At 74.2% G+C, this 20,778-nt stretch carries 20 protein-coding genes; 9 read left to right on the top strand and 11 right to left on the bottom strand.

The annotated features are described in order from the left end of the window. Positions 1-11: 11 nt before the first annotated feature. From prfA to Q8W71_RS22480, 4 genes are all read left to right on the top strand, one after another. The gene (gene prfA, locus Q8W71_RS22465) at positions 12-1,097 is read left to right on the top strand and encodes a peptide chain release factor 1 (protein ID WP_305527639.1); all 1,086 of its coding nucleotides are present in this window, start codon (positions 12-14) and stop codon (positions 1,095-1,097) included. 391 nt (positions 1,098-1,488) lie between these two features. Then, a complete protein-coding gene (gene prmC, locus Q8W71_RS22470; protein ID WP_370875506.1) occupies positions 1,489-2,385 on the top strand; it encodes a peptide chain release factor N(5)-glutamine methyltransferase in 897 nt (298 codons plus the stop codon). 389 nt (positions 2,386-2,774) lie between these two features. Then, positions 2,775-3,902 carry a DUF4167 domain-containing protein gene (locus tag Q8W71_RS22475; RefSeq protein ID WP_305527640.1) on the top strand — a complete coding sequence of 376 codons (1,128 nt, stop codon included), beginning with the start codon at positions 2,775-2,777 and terminating at the stop codon, positions 3,900-3,902. Between the two features lie 101 nt (positions 3,903-4,003). After that, positions 4,004-4,945 (top strand): cell envelope integrity EipB family protein, encoded by a 942-nt coding sequence (locus tag Q8W71_RS22480; RefSeq protein WP_305527641.1) that lies wholly within the window; start codon positions 4,004-4,006, stop codon positions 4,943-4,945. Positions 4,946-4,975: 30 nt separating this feature from the next. Here the strand turns inward: Q8W71_RS22480 and Q8W71_RS22485 are convergent, their stop codons facing one another. After that, positions 4,976-5,272, bottom strand: a complete 297-nt coding sequence (locus tag Q8W71_RS22485; RefSeq protein ID WP_305527642.1) for a DUF3572 domain-containing protein — start codon at positions 5,270-5,272, stop codon at positions 4,976-4,978. Between the two features lie 79 nt (positions 5,273-5,351). On the opposite strand from Q8W71_RS22485, the gene Q8W71_RS22490 reads away from it, so the two are divergent. Both Q8W71_RS22490 and Q8W71_RS22495 read left to right on the top strand, forming a co-directional pair. Further along, positions 5,352-5,723 (top strand): response regulator, encoded by a 372-nt coding sequence (locus Q8W71_RS22490; protein ID WP_305527643.1) that lies wholly within the window; start codon positions 5,352-5,354, stop codon positions 5,721-5,723. A gap of 109 nt (positions 5,724-5,832) precedes the next feature. Continuing rightward, positions 5,833-7,203 (top strand): PleD family two-component system response regulator, encoded by a 1,371-nt coding sequence (locus Q8W71_RS22495; protein WP_305527644.1) that lies wholly within the window; start codon positions 5,833-5,835, stop codon positions 7,201-7,203. Between the two features lie 277 nt (positions 7,204-7,480). Here the strand turns inward: Q8W71_RS22495 and Q8W71_RS22500 are convergent, their stop codons facing one another. Further along, entirely contained in the window at positions 7,481-7,606 is a 126-nt protein-coding gene (locus tag Q8W71_RS22500) for a hypothetical protein (RefSeq protein WP_305527645.1), read from the bottom strand. A 79-nt stretch (positions 7,607-7,685) separates the two neighbouring features. On the opposite strand from Q8W71_RS22500, the gene Q8W71_RS22505 reads away from it, so the two are divergent. The 3 genes from Q8W71_RS22505 (at position 7,686) to Q8W71_RS22515 (ending at position 11,068) form a co-directional block, all read left to right on the top strand. Further along, a complete protein-coding gene (locus Q8W71_RS22505) occupies positions 7,686-8,648 on the top strand; it encodes an acetyl-CoA carboxylase carboxyltransferase subunit alpha (RefSeq protein WP_305527646.1) in 963 nt (320 codons plus the stop codon). After that, positions 8,645-9,385 (top strand): DUF1796 family putative cysteine peptidase, encoded by a 741-nt coding sequence (locus Q8W71_RS22510; protein ID WP_305527647.1) that lies wholly within the window; start codon positions 8,645-8,647, stop codon positions 9,383-9,385. Before Q8W71_RS22505 ends, Q8W71_RS22510 begins: the two co-directional genes overlap by 4 nt. 186 nt (positions 9,386-9,571) lie before the next feature. Next, on the top strand, positions 9,572-11,068 hold the full coding sequence (locus tag Q8W71_RS22515) for a L,D-transpeptidase family protein (protein WP_305527648.1): 1,497 nt from the start codon (positions 9,572-9,574) through the stop codon (positions 11,066-11,068). A 75-nt stretch (positions 11,069-11,143) separates the two neighbouring features. Here Q8W71_RS22515 and Q8W71_RS22520 read toward each other — a convergent pair whose 3' ends face one another. The 9 genes from Q8W71_RS22520 to Q8W71_RS22560 form a co-directional block, all read right to left on the bottom strand. Then, positions 11,144-11,317, bottom strand: coding sequence for a YqaE/Pmp3 family membrane protein (locus Q8W71_RS22520; protein WP_305527649.1), 174 nt, complete (start codon positions 11,315-11,317; stop codon positions 11,144-11,146). 101 nt (positions 11,318-11,418) lie between these two features. Beyond that, positions 11,419-12,990 (bottom strand): c-type cytochrome, encoded by a 1,572-nt coding sequence (locus Q8W71_RS22525; protein WP_305527650.1) that lies wholly within the window; start codon positions 12,988-12,990, stop codon positions 11,419-11,421. 29 nt (positions 12,991-13,019) lie between these two features. Next, complete coding sequence (locus Q8W71_RS22530; protein WP_305527686.1) at positions 13,020-13,355, bottom strand: hypothetical protein; 336 nt, start codon at positions 13,353-13,355, stop codon at positions 13,020-13,022. Next, complete coding sequence (locus tag Q8W71_RS22535; protein WP_305527651.1) at positions 13,355-13,891, bottom strand: TspO/MBR family protein; 537 nt, start codon at positions 13,889-13,891, stop codon at positions 13,355-13,357. Before Q8W71_RS22535 ends, Q8W71_RS22530 begins: the two co-directional genes overlap by 1 nt. Next, positions 13,888-15,102 carry a geranylgeranyl diphosphate reductase gene (locus Q8W71_RS22540; protein WP_305527687.1) on the bottom strand — a complete coding sequence of 405 codons (1,215 nt, stop codon included), beginning with the start codon at positions 15,100-15,102 and terminating at the stop codon, positions 13,888-13,890. The genes Q8W71_RS22535 and Q8W71_RS22540 overlap by 4 nt, the downstream gene beginning before the upstream one ends. Before the next feature lie 215 nt (positions 15,103-15,317). Beyond that, positions 15,318-16,607, bottom strand: coding sequence for a BCD family MFS transporter (locus tag Q8W71_RS22545; protein ID WP_305527688.1), 1,290 nt, complete (start codon positions 16,605-16,607; stop codon positions 15,318-15,320). A gap of 275 nt (positions 16,608-16,882) precedes the next feature. Beyond that, entirely contained in the window at positions 16,883-17,764 is an 882-nt protein-coding gene (gene chlG, locus Q8W71_RS22550) for a chlorophyll synthase ChlG (protein ID WP_305527652.1), read from the bottom strand. 379 nt (positions 17,765-18,143) lie between these two features. Then, positions 18,144-19,583, bottom strand: coding sequence for a transcriptional regulator PpsR (gene ppsR / locus Q8W71_RS22555; protein WP_305527653.1), 1,440 nt, complete (start codon positions 19,581-19,583; stop codon positions 18,144-18,146). A gap of 31 nt (positions 19,584-19,614) precedes the next feature. Beyond that, positions 19,615-20,490 carry a cobalamin B12-binding domain-containing protein gene (locus Q8W71_RS22560; RefSeq protein ID WP_305527654.1) on the bottom strand — a complete coding sequence of 292 codons (876 nt, stop codon included), beginning with the start codon at positions 20,488-20,490 and terminating at the stop codon, positions 19,615-19,617. Positions 20,491-20,778: the final 288 nt, after the last annotated feature.

Raw genomic sequence — 20,778 nt, forward strand, 5'->3', positions numbered from 1 at the left:
CAACAACAGCGATGATCCCCTTTCCTCCCGAGCGCCTCGACGCGATCCTGGCCCGGCACGACCTCGTCACTGCGCAGCTCGCCTCCGGCGAGGGCGAGGCGGGCCTCGTCGTGCAGCTCTCCCGCGAACTCTCCGACCTCGATCCGGTGGTGGCGGCGATCCGCAGCTACCGCGCGGCTCTGGCCGACCTCGCCGGCATCGCGGCGATGATCGACGAGCCGGGCTCGGACGCCGAGATGCGCGCGCTCGCCGCCGAGGAGAAGCCGGGGGCGGAGGCCGCGCTCGAAGACGCCCACCGCGCCCTCCAGCTCATGCTGCTGCCCAAGGACGCCGCCGACGAGAAGAGCGCGATCCTGGAGGTCCGGGCCGGGACCGGCGGCGACGAGGCGGCCCTGTTCGCGGGCGACCTGTTCCGGATGTACGCCAAGTACGCGGACTCCAAGGGCTGGCGCGTGGAGGTGATCTCCGAGAGCGAGGGCACGGTCGGCGGCTTCCGCGAGGTCGTGGCCGAGGTGAAGGGCCGCGGCGTGTTCGCCCGGCTGAAGTACGAGAGCGGCGCCCACCGGGTGCAGCGGGTGCCCGACACCGAGACGCAGGGGCGCATCCACACCTCGGCGGCCACCGTGGCGGTGCTGCCCGAGGCGGAGGAGGTCGACATCGTCGTCAGCGACGCCGACCTGAAGATCGACACGATGCGGGCGCAGGGCGCGGGCGGCCAGCACGTCAACAAGACCGAGTCGGCGATCCGGATCACCCACCTGCCGAGCGGCATCGTGGTGTTCGTCCAGGAGGAGCGCTCGCAGCACAAGAACCGCGCCCGGGCGATGGCCCTGCTGCGCGCCCGCCTCTACGACGCCGAGCGGACCGCCAAGGACTCGGCCCGCGCCGCCGACCGCCGCGCCCAGGTCGGCTCCGGCGACCGCTCGGAGCGGATCCGCACCTACAACTTCCCGCAGGGCCGGGTGACCGACCACCGCATCAACCTGACCCTGTACAAGCTCGAAGAGGTGATGGCCGGCGCCGCGCTCGACGAGGTCGTCGACGCGCTGATCGCCGAGCACCAGGCGGAACTGCTCGCCGCCGAGGGGATGGCGTGAGGGTTTCGACGCGCGCGCGGAGGCTGCCTTTCCGGCAGGGAGAGGCCCGAGCGCGTCAGACGGATCCCCTCTCCCCGCTCGCGGGGAGAGGGCCGAGCCCCCCTTGCAGGGGGCGCGGCGAGGCGGCAGCCGGAGGTGAGGGGGCGTATCCGACGGAGGCGCATCCGGCGATACCCCCTCACCGCCGCTCCGGCTTCGCCTCCGCTTCCCGCACGGACGACGAGGTCCGTGCGGGCCTCTCCCCGCCCGCGGGGAGAGGGGACACCCGCCTCCCGGCCCCGCTTCGTCGACAGGCCCCACACGGCTTCGGACCCCGGCCGTTCCGAGGCCCGCGGCGGCGCGAGGTGTCTCTCGTCGGACGATGGCGTGGCTCGCTGCGGCGAGCCGTCCCGTGAGCCCGGGCGGGACATCCCGGCCCATCGTAGCTGCGCTCATCGACGAGAATCTCTCCCGCCGCGCCGCCCTGCGCGCGGCCGCCGCGCACCTCGCAGCGGCGGGGATCGCCGACGCGGAGCGGGAGGCGCGCTTCCTCGCCCTCGGGGTGCTCGGCCTGACGGCCCGGGACCTCGCCCTCGACGGCGCCCGCGCCGTCGGGGCGGCGGGCGCCGCGGCGCTGTCGGCGGCGCTCGCCCGGCGGGCGGCGGGGGAGCCGGTGGCGCGGATCCTCAGCGCCTGGGAGTTCTGGGGCCTGCCCTTCCGCCTCGCCCCCGAGACCCTGGTGCCGCGCCCCGACACCGAGACCCTGGTCGAGGCCGCCCTCGGGCTGGTGCCGGACCGGGACGCGCCCCTGTCGGTGCTCGACCTCGGGGTCGGCTCCGGCTGCATCCTCGTGGCGCTGCTGTCCGAGCTGCCCGCCGCCCGCGGGCTCGGGCTCGACCGCTCGGAGGGCGCCCTGCGCACCGCCCGCGCCAACGCCCGCGCCAACGGCGTCGGCGAGCGCGCCCGCTTCGCAGCCGGCGACTGGTGCGACGCCCTGCGCGGCCCCTTCGACCTCGCGGTCTCGAACCCACCCTACATCGCGAGCGCCGTCATCCCCGGCCTCGACCGGGCGGTGGCGGAGCACGACCCCGCCGCGGCGCTCGACGGCGGCCCGGACGGGCTCGACGCCTACCGGCGCATCCTCGCCGGCCTGACCGGCCTCATCGCCCCCGGCGGCCTCGTCCTCCTGGAGATCGGCTACGACCAGGCCGGGGCGGTGGGCGACCTCGCCCGCACCGCGGGCTGGACCGGGCGCGGGCTGTTCCGCGACCTCGCCGGCCGCGACCGGGTGCTGGCCTTCTCCGCCTGACCCTGCCGCAGCCGCGCCTTGATTCCCGTGCAGCCTGCGGCCGGAGAAAAAGGCTTGTTGGCTCAAGCGGGAGACGCTAAAGTCGGGTTGAAGATCGCGAACGTTTCGTTAAGACGGACGGCACTAGGTTCGATGAGAACCGCGGTCGCCGAAGTGTTCGCAGATCCCCCGAACCGCCGGATCGAGGCGCGCGCGAGGTCAGCGCGACGGACCGGCCGCACGCGAACCTGACAACCGGCCGATATCCCGCGCTGCCAGCGCGGCGTGCGGGATGGGTCAGGCAGCCGGCCGGCGCGCAGCCGCCGGATCGCCGGCACCGGGCGCCTCGACAACATGTCTGCGTGAACGAGGGTCACCGAAGACCGATGAGACCGAACCAGAATCGACGGATGCGCGGCCGCAACCGGCCCAAGGGTCCCAATCCGCTGACGCGCTCCTACGAATCCAACGGCCCCGACGTCAAGCTCCGCGGCACCGCCCAGCACATCGCCGACAAGTACGCGCAGCTCGCCCGCGACGCGCAGGCGGCGGGCGACCCGGTGGCGGCCGAGAACTACTTCCAGCACGGCGAGCACTATTTCCGGATCATCTCCGGCGCCCAGGAGCAGAACCGCCCGGCCCATGGCGGCGGCTACGCCAGCCGGCCCTACGACGACGACCTCGACGAGGGCGACGACGAGGGGCAGGGCTCCGGCCCGCAGCAGAACGGCCACGCCTACAACGGCCAGGGCTACGGCGGCCAGGGCTACAGCGGCTACGACGAGCAGGCCGATCCCGGCCAGCAGCCGCAGCCCTACGAGAGCCGCCCGGACAGCCAGCCGGAGGGCCGGAACCGCGACCGCTTCCAGAACCGCGACCAGCGCCGCTTCGACAACAACCGCCAGGAGAACCGCGGCGAGTACGGCCGCGACCGGCAGCGGCCGGATTACGGCCGGCAGGACGGGCCGCGCCAGGACGCGCGCCAGGACGGGTCGCGCCAGGATTACGGGCGGCAGGACCGCGGCGAGTACCGGGGCGAGGGCCGGCCGGACGACCGCCGCGACTTCCGCGACGGGCGGCAGGAAAGCCGCCAGGACAACCGCCAAGAGAGCCGTCAGGACAACAACCGCCAGGACGGCCGCGGCGAGCCGCGCGCCGAGGGCCGGCCGGAGTACCGGCAGGACCGCCCCGAGCGCCAGCGCCGCGAGATGAGCGAGCAGCCGCGCGCGGCCGAGCCGGCCCCGCGGCGCGAGCGCCGTCGGGAGGAGCCCGTCGCCGCCGCAGAGGATCCGGCCGGGCTGCCGGCGTTCCTGATGGCCCCGGCCCGTCCGGCCGCGGCGCCCGTCGCCCCGCCCTCCGCTCCGGCCGCCGCGACCGCGGCCCCGGAACCGGCGCCGCCCGCCCACGAGGCCGCCGCGGACGAGGCGCCGGCGCCCAAGCCGCGCCGCCGCCGCCGGCCGCGCTTCGAGGGCGTGGACGGGGCCGAGGCCGCCGCGCCCGCCGGAGCCTCGCCCGCCGGGGACGCGCCGACCGAGTGAGACGCGCCGCCCCGTCCCGCGAACCGGGACGGGGCGCAGTCCCACGGCTTGCCCCGTCCTCGCCGCGTCCCACCTGCGGTGGGCCGAGAACAGGGATCCCGATGATACCGTACCCGCGTGCACGCCGCCTCGCCGCCGGCCTCGTCCTCCTGGCGGGGACCGCCCAGGCCGCACCGACCGCGCCGGCGGCTCCCGAGGCCCCGGCGGGGAAGGAAGTCCCGGCGGGGGAGGGGGCCCCGGAGGTGCTCGCCAACCACCGCGCCGTCTACGACCTGTCGCTGGCCTCCGGCGGCGGCACCCGCGCGGTGGAATCCGCCCGCGGGCGGATCGTCATCGACTTCCGGGGCGACGCATGCCGCGGCTACACGATGCAGACCCGGCAGGTGACGGAGCTGACCTCCGCCGAGACCGGCGCGCGCCTGTCGGACATGCGCAGCACCACCTTCGAGGGCGGCCAGGGGCGCGAGTTCCGCTTCAAGACGACGACGCTGACCGACAACAAGCCGGCCGCGCCGGTGGACGGCACCGCCACCGCGACCGCCGACGCCCTGACCGTCAAGCTGAAGGGCCCGGGCAAGCCACTGTCGGTCGAGGGGCCGGTGCTGTTCCCGAGCCTGCACATGCGCCGCCTCGTCGAGGCGGCCCGGGCCGGCAAGACGACGCTCTCGGCCAAGGTCTACGACGGCTCCGACGACGGCCGGAAGGTCTACGACACCTTCGCCGTGATCGGCCACGCCGCCACCGGCCCCGCCCCCGCCGCGGGGGACGCCCGCGACAAGCCCCTGCGCACCGGCCCGATCGCCGCGGTGCCCCATTGGCCGGTGACGCTGAGCTACTTCACGGCCGGCGCCGGCGAGCGCACGCCGATCTACACCCTGTCCTTCGACCTGTACGAGAACGGCGTCAGCGGCGCGCTCAAGCTCGATTACGGCGAGTTCGCCATCCGCGGCGACATGACGGCGCTCGATCTCGAAGCCGACAAGGCGGCGGAGAAGGGCGGAGAGAAGGGCCGGGGCGGGGAGGCGAAGGGCTGCGCGCCCTGAGGCGGGCCGGCGGCCGCCCCGGATCCGGCCTCAGGCCCAGTCCTCGCCCGGATCGGGCGACAGCCGCCGCCACGCCTCGGCGATGCGCTCGGGCTCGACGTCGAGGGCCCGGGCGCAGGCGAGCAGAACCGGCTCGTCGCCCATCACGTGGTCGAGCACGCCCGCGAGGAAGCCCGGCTCCCGCGCGCTCGCGCGCAGGGTGTCGGGGGTGAGGCCGCTGGCGGCGAGGAACGGGCCCATGCGGTCGTCGTCCCCGGCGATCCACAGCAGAACGTCGAGGGCGAGACGCTCCGCGGATTCATCCCCTTGAAGAGATTTGCCTTTCATCAACATGTAACCGCTACAATGACCTGTATGGGGCTCACGGGTCGTTAATCATGATCGGCGCGTACCGAGGCAGCGGCTCATGAAGAAGACGGTGCTGATCGTAGAAGACAACGAGCTGAACATGAAGCTGTTCAACGACCTCCTGGAGGCGAACGGCTACGCGACGCTCAAGACCGCCCACGGCATCGAGGCGATCGAACTCGCCCGCGCCCACCATCCCGACCTGATCCTGATGGACATCCAGCTCCCCGAAGTCTCGGGGCTCGAGGTGACCAAGTGGCTGAAGGAGGACGACGACCTGAAGGGCATCCCGGTGATCGCGATCACCGCCTTCGCCATGAAGGGCGACGAGGAGCGGATCCGCGAGGGGGGCTGCGAGGCCTACCTGTCCAAGCCCATCTCGGTCGCGAAGTTTTTGGCAACGGTTCGCACGTATCTTGAGCCCAAGTGAGGGGCGGGGCGACGCCGCCGGGGCCTGAGGCCCCGCGGCACGCGCCGGACAGCGCCGGGGGCGGCGCGGCCCGGGTTCGGAGGCCGGCGCCCCCGCGCAGCGAGGTAGCATGTCGGCCCGCGTCCTGATCGTCGACGACCTGTTCCCGAACGTGAAGCTGCTCGAGACGAAGCTCGCGCTCGAATACTTCGACACGCTGGCCGCGATGAACGGCCCGGACGCGATCGCGATCTGCGAGCGGGGCCTGTGCGACCTCGTCCTGCTCGACGTGATGATGCCGGGCATGGACGGGTTCGAGGTGTGCCGCCACATCAAGAACAACCCGGTGACCGCGCACATCCCGGTGGTGATGGTCACGGCGCTGGACCAGCCCGCCGACCGGCTGCGCGGCCTCGACGCGGGCGCCGACGATTTCCTGACCAAGCCGGTCGACGACACCGCCCTGTTCACCCGGGTGCGCAGCCTCGTGCGCCTCAAGGCGGTGACCGACGAGCTGCGCCAGCGCGCGCTCGCGTCCCGCGAGTACGGCATCGGCGATCCCCTGGCGGTGGCCGCGGCCGAGACCGGGCTCGACGCGCGGATCCTGCTGGTCGAGGACCGCCCGGGGGCGGCCGAGCGGATGGCGGCGGCCCTGCGCCAGCACCACGCGGTCACCGTCGAGCCGGACCCGGCGGCGGCACTGGCGGCGGCCGGGGCCGAGGCGTTCGACCTGATCCTCGTGAGCCTCGATCTGGCCGGCACCGACGGCCTGCGCCTGTGCAGCCAGCTCCGGTCCCTGGACCGGACGCGCGCCGTGCCGCTGATCATGCTGGCCGAGGAGGGGGATCGCGCCCGGGTGATGCGCGGGCTCGAATTCGGCGTCCACGATTTCCTGATGCGCCCGGTCGACCGCACCGAGCTGCTGGCCCGCGCCCGCACCCAGGTGCGGCGCAAGCGCTACTCGGACGTGCTGCGCGGGGCGATGCAGGCGGGCCTGCAGATGGCAGTGACCGACGGGCTGACCGGCCTGCACAACCGGCGCTACCTCGACAGCCACCTCGGCGCGCTGTTCGCCGAGGACGGGCGCCGCCGCGGCGTCGCCGCGCTGATCCTCGACATCGACCGCTTCAAGGGCATCAACGACACGTTCGGCCACGAGGCCGGGGACGAGGTGCTGCGCGGCTTCGCCGAGCGCGTCCGCCAGCACACCCGGCCCGCCGACATCGTCGCCCGCTACGGCGGCGAGGAGATCGTCGTGGTGCTGCCCGAGGCCGGCCTCGCCGAGGCCCAGGGCATCGCCGAGCGCATCCGCGAGCGGGTCGAGGCCGCCCCGTTCCCGGTGCAGCGCGCCACCCGGTCGGTCCCGGTCACCGTCTCGATCGGCGTCGCCGTGCGCCGGCCCGAGGATGCCGGCCCCGGCGACATGCTCCGGCGCGCGGACCTCGCCCTCTACCGGGCCAAGCGCGCGGGCCGCAACCGGGTCGAGGCGCAGGCGGCGTGAGGGGCGGGCGTCAGGGTCTCGTACGGCAGGAACAGGATCCGGCCGTCGGCCGGAAACGGGGTGAACTCCGCACGGATCCGCGGGCGGGTCGAGGCGCAGGCGGCGTGCGCCTGCTACGGCAGCAGGGGCCGTGACCGGCTCCATACGTCTTTGCGAGCGGAGCGAAGCAATCCAGTTGCGCCACGGTCTGAAACCGCGCGCAGCCCTGGGTCGCTTCGCTGCCGCTCGCGATGACGGCGTTGGCGCGGACAACCGGGCGGTTCGACCAGCACCGGTATCACAGGTCGAACCCGTCCCGCCGCACGTCCTGCATCAGGCCGGTCCGTGCACGATGGGCGCCGGCCGGGAACGGCATCGCGTTGACGATGCCCCCGTCGCCAGCCGGCACGGTTGACACCCGCACCCGCTTTCCCGACACCACGCGCCATTCGCCCTGAGGACATCCCGCGTCGCGCGGGGCGGCAGGACAGGACCCCCGTGCGATGGCGGTGACGCGCACCTATCTCGACTTCGAGAAGCCCGTGGCCGAGCTGGAGGCCAAGCTGGAGGAGCTGCGGGCGGTGGGCGCGCAGGACGGCGCGGTGTCGATCGCCGAGGAGGTCGGGCGGCTGGAGGCCAAGGCGGGTCAGGCGCTCGCCGAGATCTACGCCAACCTCACCCCGTGGCAGAAGACACAGGTCGCCCGCCACCCGCAGCGGCCGCACTTCGTCGACTACTGCGCCGGCCTCATCACCGGGTTCACGCCGCTGGCCGGCGACCGGGCCTTCGGCGAGGACGCGGCGATCCTCGGCGGGTTCGGGCGGTTCCGCGGCCGCCCGGTCTGCGTGATCGGCCAGGAGAAGGGGGCGACCACCGAGGCGCGCCTGCGTCACAATTTCGGCATGGCCCGCCCCGAGGGCTACCGCAAGGCGGTGCGGCTGATGGAGACCGCCGACCGGTTCGGGCTGCCGGTCATCGCCTTCGTCGACACCGCCGGCGCCTATCCCGGCATCGAGGCGGAGGAGCGCGGCCAGGCCGAGGCCATCGCCCGCTCCACCGAGGCCTGCCTCGGGCTCGGCGTGCCCAACGTCGCGGTGATCATCGGCGAGGGCGGCTCGGGAGGCGCCATCGCGCTCGCCACCGCAAACCGCGTGCTGATGCTGGAGCACGCGATCTACGGGGTGATCTCGCCGGAGGGCGCCGCCTCGATCCTGTGGCGCGACGGCGGCCGCGCCCACGAGGCGGCCACCGCCATGAAGATCACCGCCCAGGACCTGCTGCGGCTCGGCGTCATCGACGCGATCGTGCCCGAGGCCACCGGCGGCGCCCACCGCGACCGGGCCGCCGCCGTCCGCGCCGCCGGGGACGCGGTCGCCGAGGCGCTCGCCGCCTTCGAGGGCCTGCCCGGCGCCGAGATCCGCGACCGGCGCGCCCAGAAATTCCTCGAGATCGGCCGGCGGCTGTGAGCGGCGCGGACGGGTCGCGCGGGCAGCCGGGCGGCCTGCTCGGCGCGCTGGGCCGGCTGGGCCGCCGGCTCGGGCGGTCCGAGCGCGAGCCGGGCGGGTTCAACCACATCTCGCTCGGCTGCAACTGCCAGATGGCGCACGTCCTCAAGACGCTCGACCTGCGCGGCTGGACCGGCCCGTTCGACTGGATCTTCTCGATGCCCGGCATGGTCCGGGACTGCCTCGCCGACGACTTTTCCGATCTGGTCGACCCGGCTCAGTTGGAGAGCATCCCGCTGCCCGAGCGGCGCGGGCCCGAGATCTGGCGGGGGCGCCACCGGCTCTACCGGGAGCGCCACGGGCTCGAATGCGTGTTCAACCACCACGACCCGGCCGCGAGCGCTGCGGACTACGCCTTCCTCACCGAGGGCGTCCGCCGGCTGCGCACCGCCCTGGACACGCCCGGCACCGGGAACCGCCTGTGGATGATGACCCATCTCCACACGCCCCGTCCCGTGGCGGAGGCGATCGACGACCTGCTCGCCGCCCGGGCCGCGCGCAACCACCTGACGTTCCTGCAACTGGAGCCCGGCCACCCCCGGGTGGAGGTGGCCGAGGCCCTCGACCTGCGGCCCACCCTGCGCTGGCTCACGGTCCGCACGCCCTCCGAGCCGGTCGGCCTGCGGCTGGCCGACCCGGCCGACGACGCCCGGCTGGTGGCGCTCATCCGCGACGAGGCCGGGCGCCGCGTCGGCTAGGATGCCCCGCGGCGATCCTGTCCCCGGCATCCACAGGCGGATGCGCGCGCGGACGGATCTGTGTTGCAGCGGGGTCATTGCGGTAACGTCCGCGCAAGCTTAACGACGTTAAAGGGTTGGGGAGTGGCGCCCGACGCGAGCCCGAAGCGGCCCGCGGGCGCACGTGACTTGAGGACGAGGTTCCCCATGACGGCGCGTCCCGCGACCGCGCGGATGCTGGCGGCCGCTTCCCTGACCGCCCTGTCCCTCGGCGCCTGCCAGGACGGGGGCGTCGGTGGCCCGTCCGCGCGCAGCATCGCCCCGATCCCGCCGCAGACCCTGGCGCTGATGCAGACCAAGGGGATGCAGCAATCCGACCCGATCCTGATCCGCGCCTACAAGAAGGAATCGGAGATGGAGATCTGGAAGCGCGGCGCCGACGGGCGCTACGCGCTTCTCAAGACCTACCCGATCTGCCGCTGGTCCGGGCAGCTCGGGCCGAAGAACAAGCAGGGCGACCGGCAGGCGCCGGAGGGGTTCTACACGATCACCCCGGGCCTGATGAACCCGAACTCCTCGTACTACCTGTCCTTCGATACCGGCTTCCCGAACGCGGTCGACCGGGCCAACGGGCGCACCGGCACCTACCTGATGGTGCACGGCACCTGCTCCTCGGCGGGCTGCTTCGCGATGACCGACGCCTCGATCGCCGAGATCTACGCGGTGGCCCGGGAGGCGTTCTCGGGCGGGCAGCGGGCGTTCCAGTTCCAGTCCTACCCGTTCCGGATGACGGCGCAGAACCTCGCCAAGTTCCGCAACGACCCGAACATGCCGTTCTGGCAGAACCTCAAGGAGGGCTCGGATTATTTCGAGGCGCTGCACGAGGAGCCGCGGGTGGGGCAGTGCGGCACCAAGTACGTGTTCGGCGGCGCGGACGCCGCCGCCGGGTCCTGCACGCCGCGCGTGGAGCCGCTGGTGGCCGAGAAGCGCGAGCGCGACACCCGCGACGTCGCCGACCTCGTCGCCAAGGGCACCCCGGCGGTGCGCGTCGTCTACCAGGACGGCGGCCAGAACCCGGTCTTCCGCCCGCAGAACAACCCGAGCGCGTTCGCAAGCCTCGGCGGCACCGAGACGGTGCTGCCCTACGACGCCAAGGAGTACGGCCGCCACAACCTCGGCGAGGTGAGCCGGCCCGAGACCCTGGCCGCGGGTCCGCAGGAGGTCGAGATCGATCCCAAGGGCCGGCCGGTGATGCTGGCGGGCGTCGAGGCGCCGGCATCGGCCGCGTCGCACGCCCACGGCGCGGCCAAGGCGACACCGAGCGGGACGGCGACACCGAGCGGGACGGCGACGCTGGCCCCGGCCCCGGCGGCCGCCCCGTCGACGCTGATGGCGGCCCGCGAGCCGGCCAAGCCCGCGGAGACGGCCGCGGGAACGCCCCCCGGGACGAATGCCGAGGCGCCGCGGCCGGCGCGGATCGCCGTGGCCGACGCGGACGGCGACCCGAGCGCCTACCAGAAGCTGCTCGGCCGCCTGTTCACCCGGGAGGCGGCGGCGCCCGCCAACCCGACCGCCGACGCGGCCGCGACCGGCTCGCTCCAGCAGGCCGAGGCGCCCAAGCCGGCGCCCCGCCCGGCGGCCGCGCACCCGGCCAAGCCGGCCCGGGTCGAGGCCAAAACCGCCGCCAAGCCCGCGACGCCGTAGCGGGTCCGGGAATCCGGGGATCCCGAAGGGACGTGTCCCTTCGGCGGGGTTCCGGGGCGGCGCCCCGTGCGCGCCTCAGAGCAGCGGCCGGTCGCGGTTCATCAGCCACAGCGCGTGGACCGTGCCCGGCAGCCAGCCGAGGACCCACAGCAGGACGTTCAGCAGGAACTGGAGGCCGAAGCCGGTGGTGACGAGCACCGCCACCGGCGGGATGAAGATCGCGAGCAGGATACGGATCAGGCTGGACACGGGGACTCCGGACAGGCGGGTCTGAGGGGTTCACCGCCCCAACGAAGCGGGGCGGTTCGCGTTCCCCGGAGCGGGCTCGGCTCCGACCCGGGGGTGCGATCTCAGTTCCGCTTCGGCGGCACCGTCGCGCCGGGCACCGCGATCGCCTGCTTCTCCGGGTTGCGCACCTGGCTGTAGGCCACGTTGGCGAAGGAGCCGATCACGGTCGGCCAGCCCGGGCTGCCGTATTGCGGGTCGTCGCGGCCGACGGCGCAGAAGGCGTCGGTGAGGCCGTTGACGATGTCGTCGTCGCTCGCCCCGGTCGGCACCGCCTTGATCTGCGGCACGAGGCGGGCCAGCGTCGGCACGAAGTCCTGCATCTTCAGGCCCTTGAGGCTGTCCTGGATGCCGACCTGCTGGAACGCCGCCTTGAGCTTGTCCTGGGCGATCACGCCGCAGGGCGCGGTGCCCGCGAGCATGGTCTTGGTCGCGGCGCGCGCCTCGGAGGCCTTGTCGCCGGTCACCACCGGCGCCTTGTTGCCCCAGGAATTGCGGACGTAGTCGGTGACGTTCTTCACCTCGACGTCGGTCATCTGCTGGCCGATGGCGAGCATCGGCGCGTAGCCGCTCTGGGCGGCCAGCCCGCCGTAGATCACGCGCAGCACCGTCTCCGGCCCCTCGGACTGGACGGAGGTGTTGCCGGCGAGCCCCGGGACCGCGCCGGGGATGCCCTTGCCGTCGGGCTGGTGGCAGGAGGAGCAGTAGGTCAGGTAGGTCGAGGCGCCCGGCGCGTCCGCGGTGTCGAAGGCGGCGAGGTCCTTCGGCTTGTAGGTCTGCTTGGCGGGGACCGTGCGCAGGTAGAGCACCATCGCCCGCAGGTCGGCCTCGGGGAGCTTGGAGAGCGATTCCTCGATGGTCTGGCGCATCGGGCCGGCGGCGACGCCGGGGCGGTCGCCCGGGGCGGTGCCGGTCTTGAGGTAGGTCACCACCTGGTCGTCGGTCCAGGCGCCGATGCCCTGGTGATCGTTGGGGGTGATGTTGGGGGCGTACCAGCCGTCGATCACCCCGCCGCCGAACCGGCCGGCGAAGCTCGAATTGCCCACCAGCTTGTTCTCGTTGTGGCACATGGCGCAGTGGCCGAGGCTCTCGACGAGGTAGCCGCCGCGGTTCACCTCGGCGCTCGCCGACGGGTCGGGCTTGAAGCGCTCGTTGGTGAAGAACACCGTGCGCCACGTCACCAGCGCCTCGCGGACGCTGAACGGGAACGGGATCTGATTGTCCTTGCGCTTCTCGTTCACCGCCGGCACCGACTGGAGGTAGGCCCAGATCGCCTTGGTGTCGTCGTCCGTCACCTTGGTGAACCAGCCGAACGGGAAGGCCGGGTAGAGATAGCCGACGTGCTTGCTGTAGCCGTTGCGGAACGCCTGCTCGAAGTCGTTGTAGCTGTAGTCGCCGAGCCCCGTCTCCTTGTCCGGCGTGAGGTTGGGGGTCATGATCACCCCGAACGGCATGTTCAGCGCGTAGTTGCCGGCGAGGTACTTGCCGCCCGGCGCGGTGTGGCAGGCGGCGCAGTCGCCGACCGTGACGAGGTACTTGCCGCGGTCGATCTGGCTCTGATCCCCCTGCGCCAGCGCGGGCGTCCCGAGAAGGAAGCCGGCGACCAGACCGAACGACAAGACATCGCTGCGTTGCATGGTCCGTTACCTCCCGGAAAGCGTGTAATTTAGAGTCGTTTCAGAGCGCGGACGCCCGTGAACGCGCCGTCTATTCGGTTGTTCCCTGAAAGATCTGTCCTGTCCCGCGGCGAACGGCCCTGTCGCAGCCGCAATCCGAGATCGGCGAGATGGGCGACCAGCCCGGCGAGCAGGCAGCCCGCGACGATCGGCCACCCGGCGCCGGTGAGCGCGGCGCGCAGGGCGAGCATCAGCGCCGCGCCCGCGGCGAGGTTGGCGACGAGGCCGGCGGAGAGCCGGCGCCGCAGGCCCAGGACCAGCGCCTCGCCGAGGACGCCGAGCAGGATCAGGTCGACGATGTGGCCGGAGGCGAACAGCGCGTCCATCATGCCCCCTCGCACGTCCCCCCATCCGCCCCCCGGCCCGCCCGCCCGCCCCGCCGCGGGTTGAGCCGGACGATGCGCAGGTTGAGGCAGGCGGCCACGCTGACCCAGGCGAGGTAGGGCAGGTTCAGGAGCCCGGCGGCGAGCAGGGTGCGGCCGGTCACCAGCATCAGCACGGCGATCGACAGCCACAGCACCGCGACCTCGGCGAGCGCCCAGTCCGGCCGGCGGAAGCGGAAGAACAGCACGCTCCAGGCGATGTTGAGCACCGCGTTGACGGAAAAGGCGGCGATCAGCAGCCCGCGCGCGCCCGCGTCCGGGGCGGCGTTCCACGCCAGCACCCCGGAGGTCGCGGTGCAGGCGAAGATGGCGGCCCAGACCGGCCCGAACGCCCAGTCCGGCGGCTTCCAGGCCGGCACCCGCAGCCGGCGGTACCACGCGTCGGTGGTGGTCGCGAGCCCGCCCGCCACCGCCACCAGCACGGCGCAGAGTGCCGCCACGAGGGGCGGCCCCAGGCCCTGCCCGGTCAGCGCGGTCACGGGGAGACCCAGCGGAACAGGTGGGCGAGGTCCTTGAAGAAGATCCGCACGTGCGCCACCGGCCTGTTCCGCACGAGCTCCTTGTTCATGTAGCTGTCCCAGGTGAGGCGCTGCACGTCCTTGTCGCGGCAGATCGAGACGAAGCGCTCGCGCAGGGCGTCGCTGCGGTACCAGACCCACTGCATCATCCCGAGCACCCAGAACACGCGCCCGTGCAGGCGCATGAACCGGCGCCGGGCGAGTTTCAGCGCGCCGGCCTCCCCCGTCCGCAGGAACACGTCGGCCGCCTCGGCCGAGAGCCGGCCGCCGAGCATCGCGTAGTAGATGCCCTCGCCGGAGGCCGGCGCGACCACTCCGGCGGCGTCGCCGGCCAGCAGCACGTCGCGGCCGTTGTCCCAGCGCCGCAGCGGCTTGAGCGGCAGCGGCGCGCCCTCGCGGCGGACCGTCTCCGCCTCCGCGAGGCCGGTGGCCTCCCGCAGCGCCCGGATCGAGGAGCGCAGGGAGAAGCCCTTGCGGGCGCTGCCGGTGCCGATGCTGGCGGTCTCGCCGTGCGGGAAGATCCAAGCGTAGAAGTCCGGCGAGTGCCGGCCCTGGTAGTAGACGTCGCAGCGCGCCGCCTCCACCGCCCCGTCGCCGGCCTCGCCGGCCCGGGGCACCCGGACGATCTCGTGATAGGCGAAGACCTGCCGCATCTGGTCGTGGCCCGGCACCTCGGCCCGGCCCACGGGGGAGCAGGCGCCGTCCGCGCCGATCACGAGGCGGGCGCGCACCGCGTGGCGGGCGAGGTCCGCCCCCTTGCCGGTGGTGAACCGGACCCGGGGCGGGCCGGCATCCGGCCGCTCCAGACCCTCGTAGGCGGCCTCGCGCAGGTCCGCCCCGGCCTCGGCCGCGCGCGCGCGCAGCCACGGGTCGAAGTGCTCGCGGTCGACCATGCCGACGAAGCCCTCGCCGACCGGCATGTCCACCGTCTTGCCGCTCGGGGCGACCATCCGCGCCGCGCGGATCTTGGCCACCAGCAGCGCGTCGGGGATCGCGAAGTCGCGGATCAGGCGCGGCGGGATCGCGCCGCCGCAGGGCTTGATGCGGCCGGGCTTGTCGAGGAGCAGGACGCTGTGGCCCGCCCGGGCGAGGTCGGTGGCCGCCGTGGCGCCGGCCGGCCCGCCGCCGACCACCACCACGTCGTAGATTTTTTCCTCCGCAGCCTGGGCGATCCCTCCCCCCTCTGCGGGGGAGGGTGGCCCGCGAAGCGGGTCGGGAGAGGGGAGCCCGGCCTCAGAACGAGGCTGAGCCGCCGTGAAGGCCACGGCCTGATCCGGCACCGCCGCTCCCCTCTCCCGACCCTCGCTCACGCGAGGCCCACCCTCCCCCGCAGAGGGGGGAGGGGGTGCGGCTGCACCCAAGGTGCCATCTTGCGGAGACACCATGCCTACCTCCCCTCGAAGGCCGGGTTGAGCGCGACGGCCGGCTCGGGCGCCGCATCGACGCGCAGCGCCACGGCGACCGCCACGAGAAACAGGAGCCCCTCGGCGCAGAACACCGCCGCGTAGGCCTGGACCGGGTCCGGGACGGCGAGGCGCAGGGCATCGACCGCCACCGCGCCGAGGAACCCGCCGCCGCCGAAGGCCAGACCCTGCGCCGCGCCCCAGACGCCCATGCGGACCCCGCGCTCGCGGGGGTCGCCGCGGCCGGCGAGCGCCATCATCGAGCCGATCGCCGCCACCGCGTAGGCGCCGTTGGCGAGCCCCAGGGCGAACACCGCCGGGCGCAGGGGGAACTCGGGCCCGAGCGGGCCGCCCCAGGCGATGGCGAACAGGGCGAGCGCCGAGCCGGCGCAGCCGAGCGCCGTCCACAGCTTCAGCGAGGCCAGGGCGGTGCCGCGGGCGGCGAGCGTGACGCCCGCCACCAGCAGCATCCCGGCGAGCACGCCGCCGTGCTGGAGGCCGGCGAGCTTGGTGGTGGCGCCGGGGCTCATCGCGAAGACGAGGCCGGCATAGGGCTCCAGGATCAGCTCCTGGGCGCTGTAGGCCAGCATCGAGATGAACACGAACACCGTGAAGCGCTTCGCCACCGGGTCGGCGAGGACCTGGGCGAGGACGGCGAGGAAGGGCCGCTTCGCCGCGGCCGGCTCCGGCGGCGGGAGGGGCAGGCGGCGCTCGACCCCCGCGACCGCGAGTGCGGCGACGCAGAAGGCGATCAGCGACACCGCCCCCGACACGGCCACCAGCCGCGCCTGCGAGAACGGATCGAGGAAATGCCCGGCCAGGGGCGCGGTCAGCGCGAACCCGACGATCATCATCACCCACACGACCGTCGCCGCGGCCCCGCGGCGGGCGGGCGCGACGCCGCCCGCGAGCAGGACCAGCAGCGAGGTGCCCGCCGCGCCGGCGCCGAGGCCGACCAGCAGGAAGGAGAGGGCGGCGAGCGCCAGCCCCAGGACGACGTCGGTCGCCGCCAGCGCGGTGCCGGCGGCGGCGCCGACCCCGCCGATGCACAGGGCGGCCATGCCGCCGACGATCCAGGGCGTGCGCCGGCCGGTCCGGTCGGAGCCGTAGCCCCAGCGCGGGCGCAGCACCTGCACGGCGTAGTGCAGGGCGACGAGCAGCCCCGGCACCAGGGCTGGCAGCGCCAGCTCCACCACCATCACGCGGTTGAGGGTCGAGGTCATCAGCACCACGACGCTGCCGAGCGCCGTCTGCACGAGGCCGAGGCGGGCGATCTGGAGCCACGAGAGGGTTCTGGCGGCGTCACCGCCCGGCTTCCCTCCCCCCTCCGCGGGGGAGGGTGGCCCGGCCGAGAGGCCGGGTCGGGAGAGGGGAGCGCCGTGTCCGGAGAGGTCGCGCGGCCCCTCTCCCCGCCTGCTGCGCAGGGGACCTTCCCCCGCTCGAAGTCGGGCTTGCCCGACTTCGACAGGAGGCGTGCCGATCTCGGGCAAGCCCGAGATCTGTCGGGGGGGAGGGGGAGCGGCGGTCGTCCGGGCGGATGGCATACCCATCACGCCCCCACCAGCGGCCGGAGGGCGAAGGCGGCGGCGAGCATGCCGAGCACGTAGAGGCTCGTGCCGGTGCCGTTGTACCACGCCGCCCGCTCCCGGGGGGCCTGGAGGAAGCGGACCATCAGCGCCGCCTGTCCCGCCAGCAGCGCGGCCACGATGGCGGCGTGCCAGGGCCGGTCCCAGGCGAAGAGCAGGGCGACGACCACCGCCTGCGGCGCCGCCATGACGCCGCAGGCGAGGCGGGCGGCCGCCTCCGAGCCGAGCTGGACGGGGAGGGAGCGGACGCCGGTCGCCCGGTCGCCCTCCACCGACTTGAAGTCGTTGAGCGTCATGATGCCGTGCGCGCCGACCGAGTAGAGCAGGGCGATCAGCAGCACCCGCCGGTCGGGCATCGCGGCCGCCATCACCGCGGCGCCGGTGAACCACGGCAGGCCCTCGTAGCAGAGCGCCACCGCCGAGTTGCCCCACCAGCCGTTCTTCTTCAGGCGCAGCGGCGGCGCCGAGTAGATCCAGGCGAGCACCAGCCCGAACAGGGCGGCGCCGAGGATCCACGGCCCCAGCGCCGCGGCCACGACCAGGGACAGGGCCGTCCAGCCGAGCGCGAGGTAGAGGCCCCAGCGGCCGGGGATGCGCCCCGAGGGGATCGGCCGGCCCGGCTCGTTGATCGCGTCGACGTGCCGGTCGAACCAGTCGTTGGCGGCCTGGCTGGTGGCGCAGACCAGCGGCCCGGCGAGCAGCACCCCGGCCGCGATCACCGGCCACTGCCCCTGCGCGGGCTGGCCGGACGAGACCACGCCGCAGGCGAAGGCCCACATCGGCGCGAACCACGTGAGCGGCTTCAGGAGCTCGACGACGGCACTGGGAGCGGGCGTGGCGGCCATGGACGGAGGCTATCGGCGGCCGCGCGAGTGTCAAGCCAGGATGACAGGTACGGTCGTCATCGCACCCCGGGTTGTCGCCCGGAACCCGACCGGGCCAGAATGTATTTAGAATATGTCGTGCCCGCCCGGAGCGGCGCGGATCGCGGCCGCGCGCGGCTCCCCATTCATGCCGCAATGCAGCGACGGCCGGCGGCGACGCTCATCGGGCGTGCGCCGCGCGCGTCGGGCGCTCGTCGGCGTAGCCGCAGCGGCGCGCGCCGAGCGTTCGCGGCCCGACGGGCCCACGCCCGCGCAGCGCCCGGATCCCGCCGCAGTGCACAGAGCGATCGCCCCGTCTCGCCGCAGCGCCACGAATCGCGGGGGCCGCGGCGCCCGGCCATCAGGCCTCGTCGTCGGCCGCCCCGTCGAGGTCGCCGACGCCGTAGCGGCGCATCTTGGCGTAGAGGCCCTGGCGGCTCAGCCCGAGCATCTCGGCGGCCGAGGCGCGGTTGTCGCGGGTGATGCGCAGGGCCGCCTCGATGCACAGCTTCTCGATCAGGTCGGTGGTCTCGCGCACCAGCGTCTTCATCGAGACGCGGCCGACCAGCTCGGCCATCTGCTCGACGGAGCGCGGCACCGGGTGCCCGGGCAGGGGCACCGCCTGCCGACGCGGCAGGGTGCGGATCGCGAAGCCGAGGCACGCGTTCGGCCCCGGCACCGAGACCGCGGCCACCTCCACGTCCTCGACGACGCCGTAGGTCCCGCGCACGGCGGTCGCGAACCGGCGGACCGCGCCGTGGTCGAGCAGCGTGGCGAACAGGGCCTGCGCCTCCGTCTCGCCGCGGCCGAGCCACTCGTCGAGGGGGCGGCCGCGGGCCTGGCTCTCGGTGGCGAGCTGGGCGAGTTCGAGGAAGGCGGCGTTGGCGGTGAGCACGCGGCGGGCGGTGTCGGTGACGACGAACGCCTCCGGCATCCGCTCGATCACCGCCCGGGTCGGCGCCTCCTCCGGCGCCGGATCGGGCCCCACGCGATCCGACACGAGGCGCAGGAGCACGCCGGTCATCCGCTCGCCGCGGAACAGCGAGGCCGAGACCACCACCGTGCCGCGCCCCTGGGGGAGGACGGCCCGGGCATCCGCCGCCTGGCCGGCGGCGCGCAGGGCCGAGAACTGCGCCTCGACGGCCCGGGCGCCGAGCCCGTCGAACAGCTCGACCGCGTCCTGGCCCGCGAGCCGCCGCACGGGGCGACCGAGGAGGCGGGCGGCCGCCGGGTTCGCCTCGACCACCCGGCGGGTGGCGGCATCGGCCACCAGCACCGCCTCGCCGGAGACCTGGAACAGCAGCCGGTAGCGGGTCTCGGCGGCGCGCAGACGGTCGTAGTCGCGCTCCAGCACCTGCTGCGCGTCGGCCAGCCGCCGCTGGAGCGCGGCGACCGCCCGCATGTCGCGGCCGAGCACGAGGATCGGGCCGTCGTCCGCCGGGCGCAGGGCGGCGTAGCGGATCGGCAGATCGATCCCGGTGGGGGAGGGGTGGTTGACCTGGCGCCAGCGGGTGACGGCCCCCGGGCCGGCGTCGCGCAGCAGGGCGTCGACCTTCGGCCGGCTCTCGACCGTGACGGTGTCGACCCAGCGGCGTCCGAGCCAGCCGCCGATATCCTCGGCCGCCAGCTCCTCGCCGCCCACGGCCTCGCGGATGACGCCGTCGGCATCGACCACCAGCGACACGTCGGTCGCCGTCGCGATGGCGAGCCCGGCCGCCTCGCCCCCGAGCAGGCCGGCGACCTGCTGCAGGTTCGGGATGGGCCAGAGCGGCGCTGGTCGGGTCTGGGGCGTCACGGTCACCTTATCGTGATGCGTCGCGGGTCGGGGTCTTTCAACAGGCCAATCGTCGGTTGTCCAGCAAAGCTTCAGCTATCCCAGGCGCGAGTCGACCGTCGAGGGCGCAGGCATCCGCCCCGACGGCGCCGGCGTCCGCACCCGTGCGGGCGAACCACGTGCCGCCGACGATCACGCGCAGGGCAGGATTGCGCGAGGCGCGGCGCAGGGCCGGAATCGCCGCGCGCAGCCCCGGCAGGTACACGTCGCAGGACAGGGACAGGCCGAGCGCGTCGTACCAGCCCTCCGCCAGCATCGCCTGCAAGATCTCGGCCGACGCCTCGCCGCCCGCGACGCGCGCCTGCCAGCCGGCCTCGCGGAAGAAGCTCGCCACCAGCGCGAGTCCGTAGCCGTGGGTCTCGCCGGGACTCGGGGCCAGGAGGATGCTGCGGCCGCTCTCCGCGGGATCGCCCTCCAGCCGGTCGCAGAGCCGGCGGGTGATCGCCTGAAGGCGTCCCAGCCCCTCGGTGACGGCGAGGAAGTCGCTGGCATCCTCCTCCCACAGCACCCCGAGATGGCGGGCGGCCGGGGCCAGCAGGTCGAGGAGCAGGGTGGGCAGCGGCAGGCCGCCGTCGAGGAGCGCGCGCACCTCGGCATCGAGGTCCACCGGCCCCGGCGCGAGCAGCAGCGCGCTGAACCGGGCGGTCTCGTCCGGGCTCGGGCGCCGGGTCGCGGCCGGGCGGTCCGGGCCGTCGGCGTGGGCGAGCATCAGCCGCGGCAGGATCTCGGCCTCGACGAGGCGGAACAGGGCCCCGGGGGCGTGGCAGGCGGCGTGGAGGCCGGGGGCGTCGTCGATGGCGGCCGACGCGACGGGCCACGCGACCCAGTCGGGCGGGGAATCCTGGCAGTCGACGACGTGCCCCCAATCCCGCATCGGCTTTCCTCCGACCCTTCGGCGCGGACCGCTCGGACGGCGGTTCCACACCCTGCACCCGACGGCGCCTGGGCGCCCCGCTTCGCTCGCCTGCCGCCTCAACCCAATGTCCGGAGTCCCTCGCGGTCGCCGTGGCGTGGACGATACGCCTCCGCGCCGCCTTGGCAATGGGCTTGAGCGCGAAAGTCGCCGACGCTTGTCACACACAAAGAACGTAAAGCTGGATTGACACTTTTGGACGCCCGGCCCTACCCTCGCGGCAATCGGGCCCGTCCGCGGGACCCGCTG

This window comes from Methylobacterium amylolyticum (genome assembly GCF_030700245.1).
In the GTDB taxonomy this organism is placed as follows: domain Bacteria; phylum Pseudomonadota; class Alphaproteobacteria; order Rhizobiales; family Beijerinckiaceae; genus Methylobacterium.

Coding starts and splice junctions, on each gene's coding strand:
- Q8W71_RS22505 (WP_305527646.1), top strand. CDS start 7,686: ATGGCGGTGACGCGCACCTATCTCGACTTCGAGAAGCCCGTGGCCGAG.
- Q8W71_RS22495 (WP_305527644.1), top strand. CDS start 5,833: ATGTCGGCCCGCGTCCTGATCGTCGACGACCTGTTCCCGAACGTGAAG.
- Q8W71_RS22475 (WP_305527640.1), top strand. CDS start 2,775: ATGCGCGGCCGCAACCGGCCCAAGGGTCCCAATCCGCTGACGCGCTCC.
- Q8W71_RS22490 (WP_305527643.1), top strand. CDS start 5,352: ATGAAGAAGACGGTGCTGATCGTAGAAGACAACGAGCTGAACATGAAG.
- chlG (WP_305527652.1), bottom strand. CDS start 17,764: ATGGCCGCCACGCCCGCTCCCAGTGCCGTCGTCGAGCTCCTGAAGCCG.
- Q8W71_RS22515 (WP_305527648.1), top strand. CDS start 9,572: ATGACGGCGCGTCCCGCGACCGCGCGGATGCTGGCGGCCGCTTCCCTG.
- prfA (WP_305527639.1), top strand. CDS start 12: ATGATCCCCTTTCCTCCCGAGCGCCTCGACGCGATCCTGGCCCGGCAC.
- Q8W71_RS22485 (WP_305527642.1), bottom strand. CDS start 5,272: ATGAAAGGCAAATCTCTTCAAGGGGATGAATCCGCGGAGCGTCTCGCC.
- Q8W71_RS22480 (WP_305527641.1), top strand. CDS start 4,004: ATGATACCGTACCCGCGTGCACGCCGCCTCGCCGCCGGCCTCGTCCTC.
- Q8W71_RS22560 (WP_305527654.1), bottom strand. CDS start 20,490: ATGCGGGATTGGGGGCACGTCGTCGACTGCCAGGATTCCCCGCCCGAC.
- Q8W71_RS22530 (WP_305527686.1), bottom strand. CDS start 13,355: ATGGACGCGCTGTTCGCCTCCGGCCACATCGTCGACCTGATCCTGCTC.
- Q8W71_RS22525 (WP_305527650.1), bottom strand. CDS start 12,990: ATGCAACGCAGCGATGTCTTGTCGTTCGGTCTGGTCGCCGGCTTCCTT.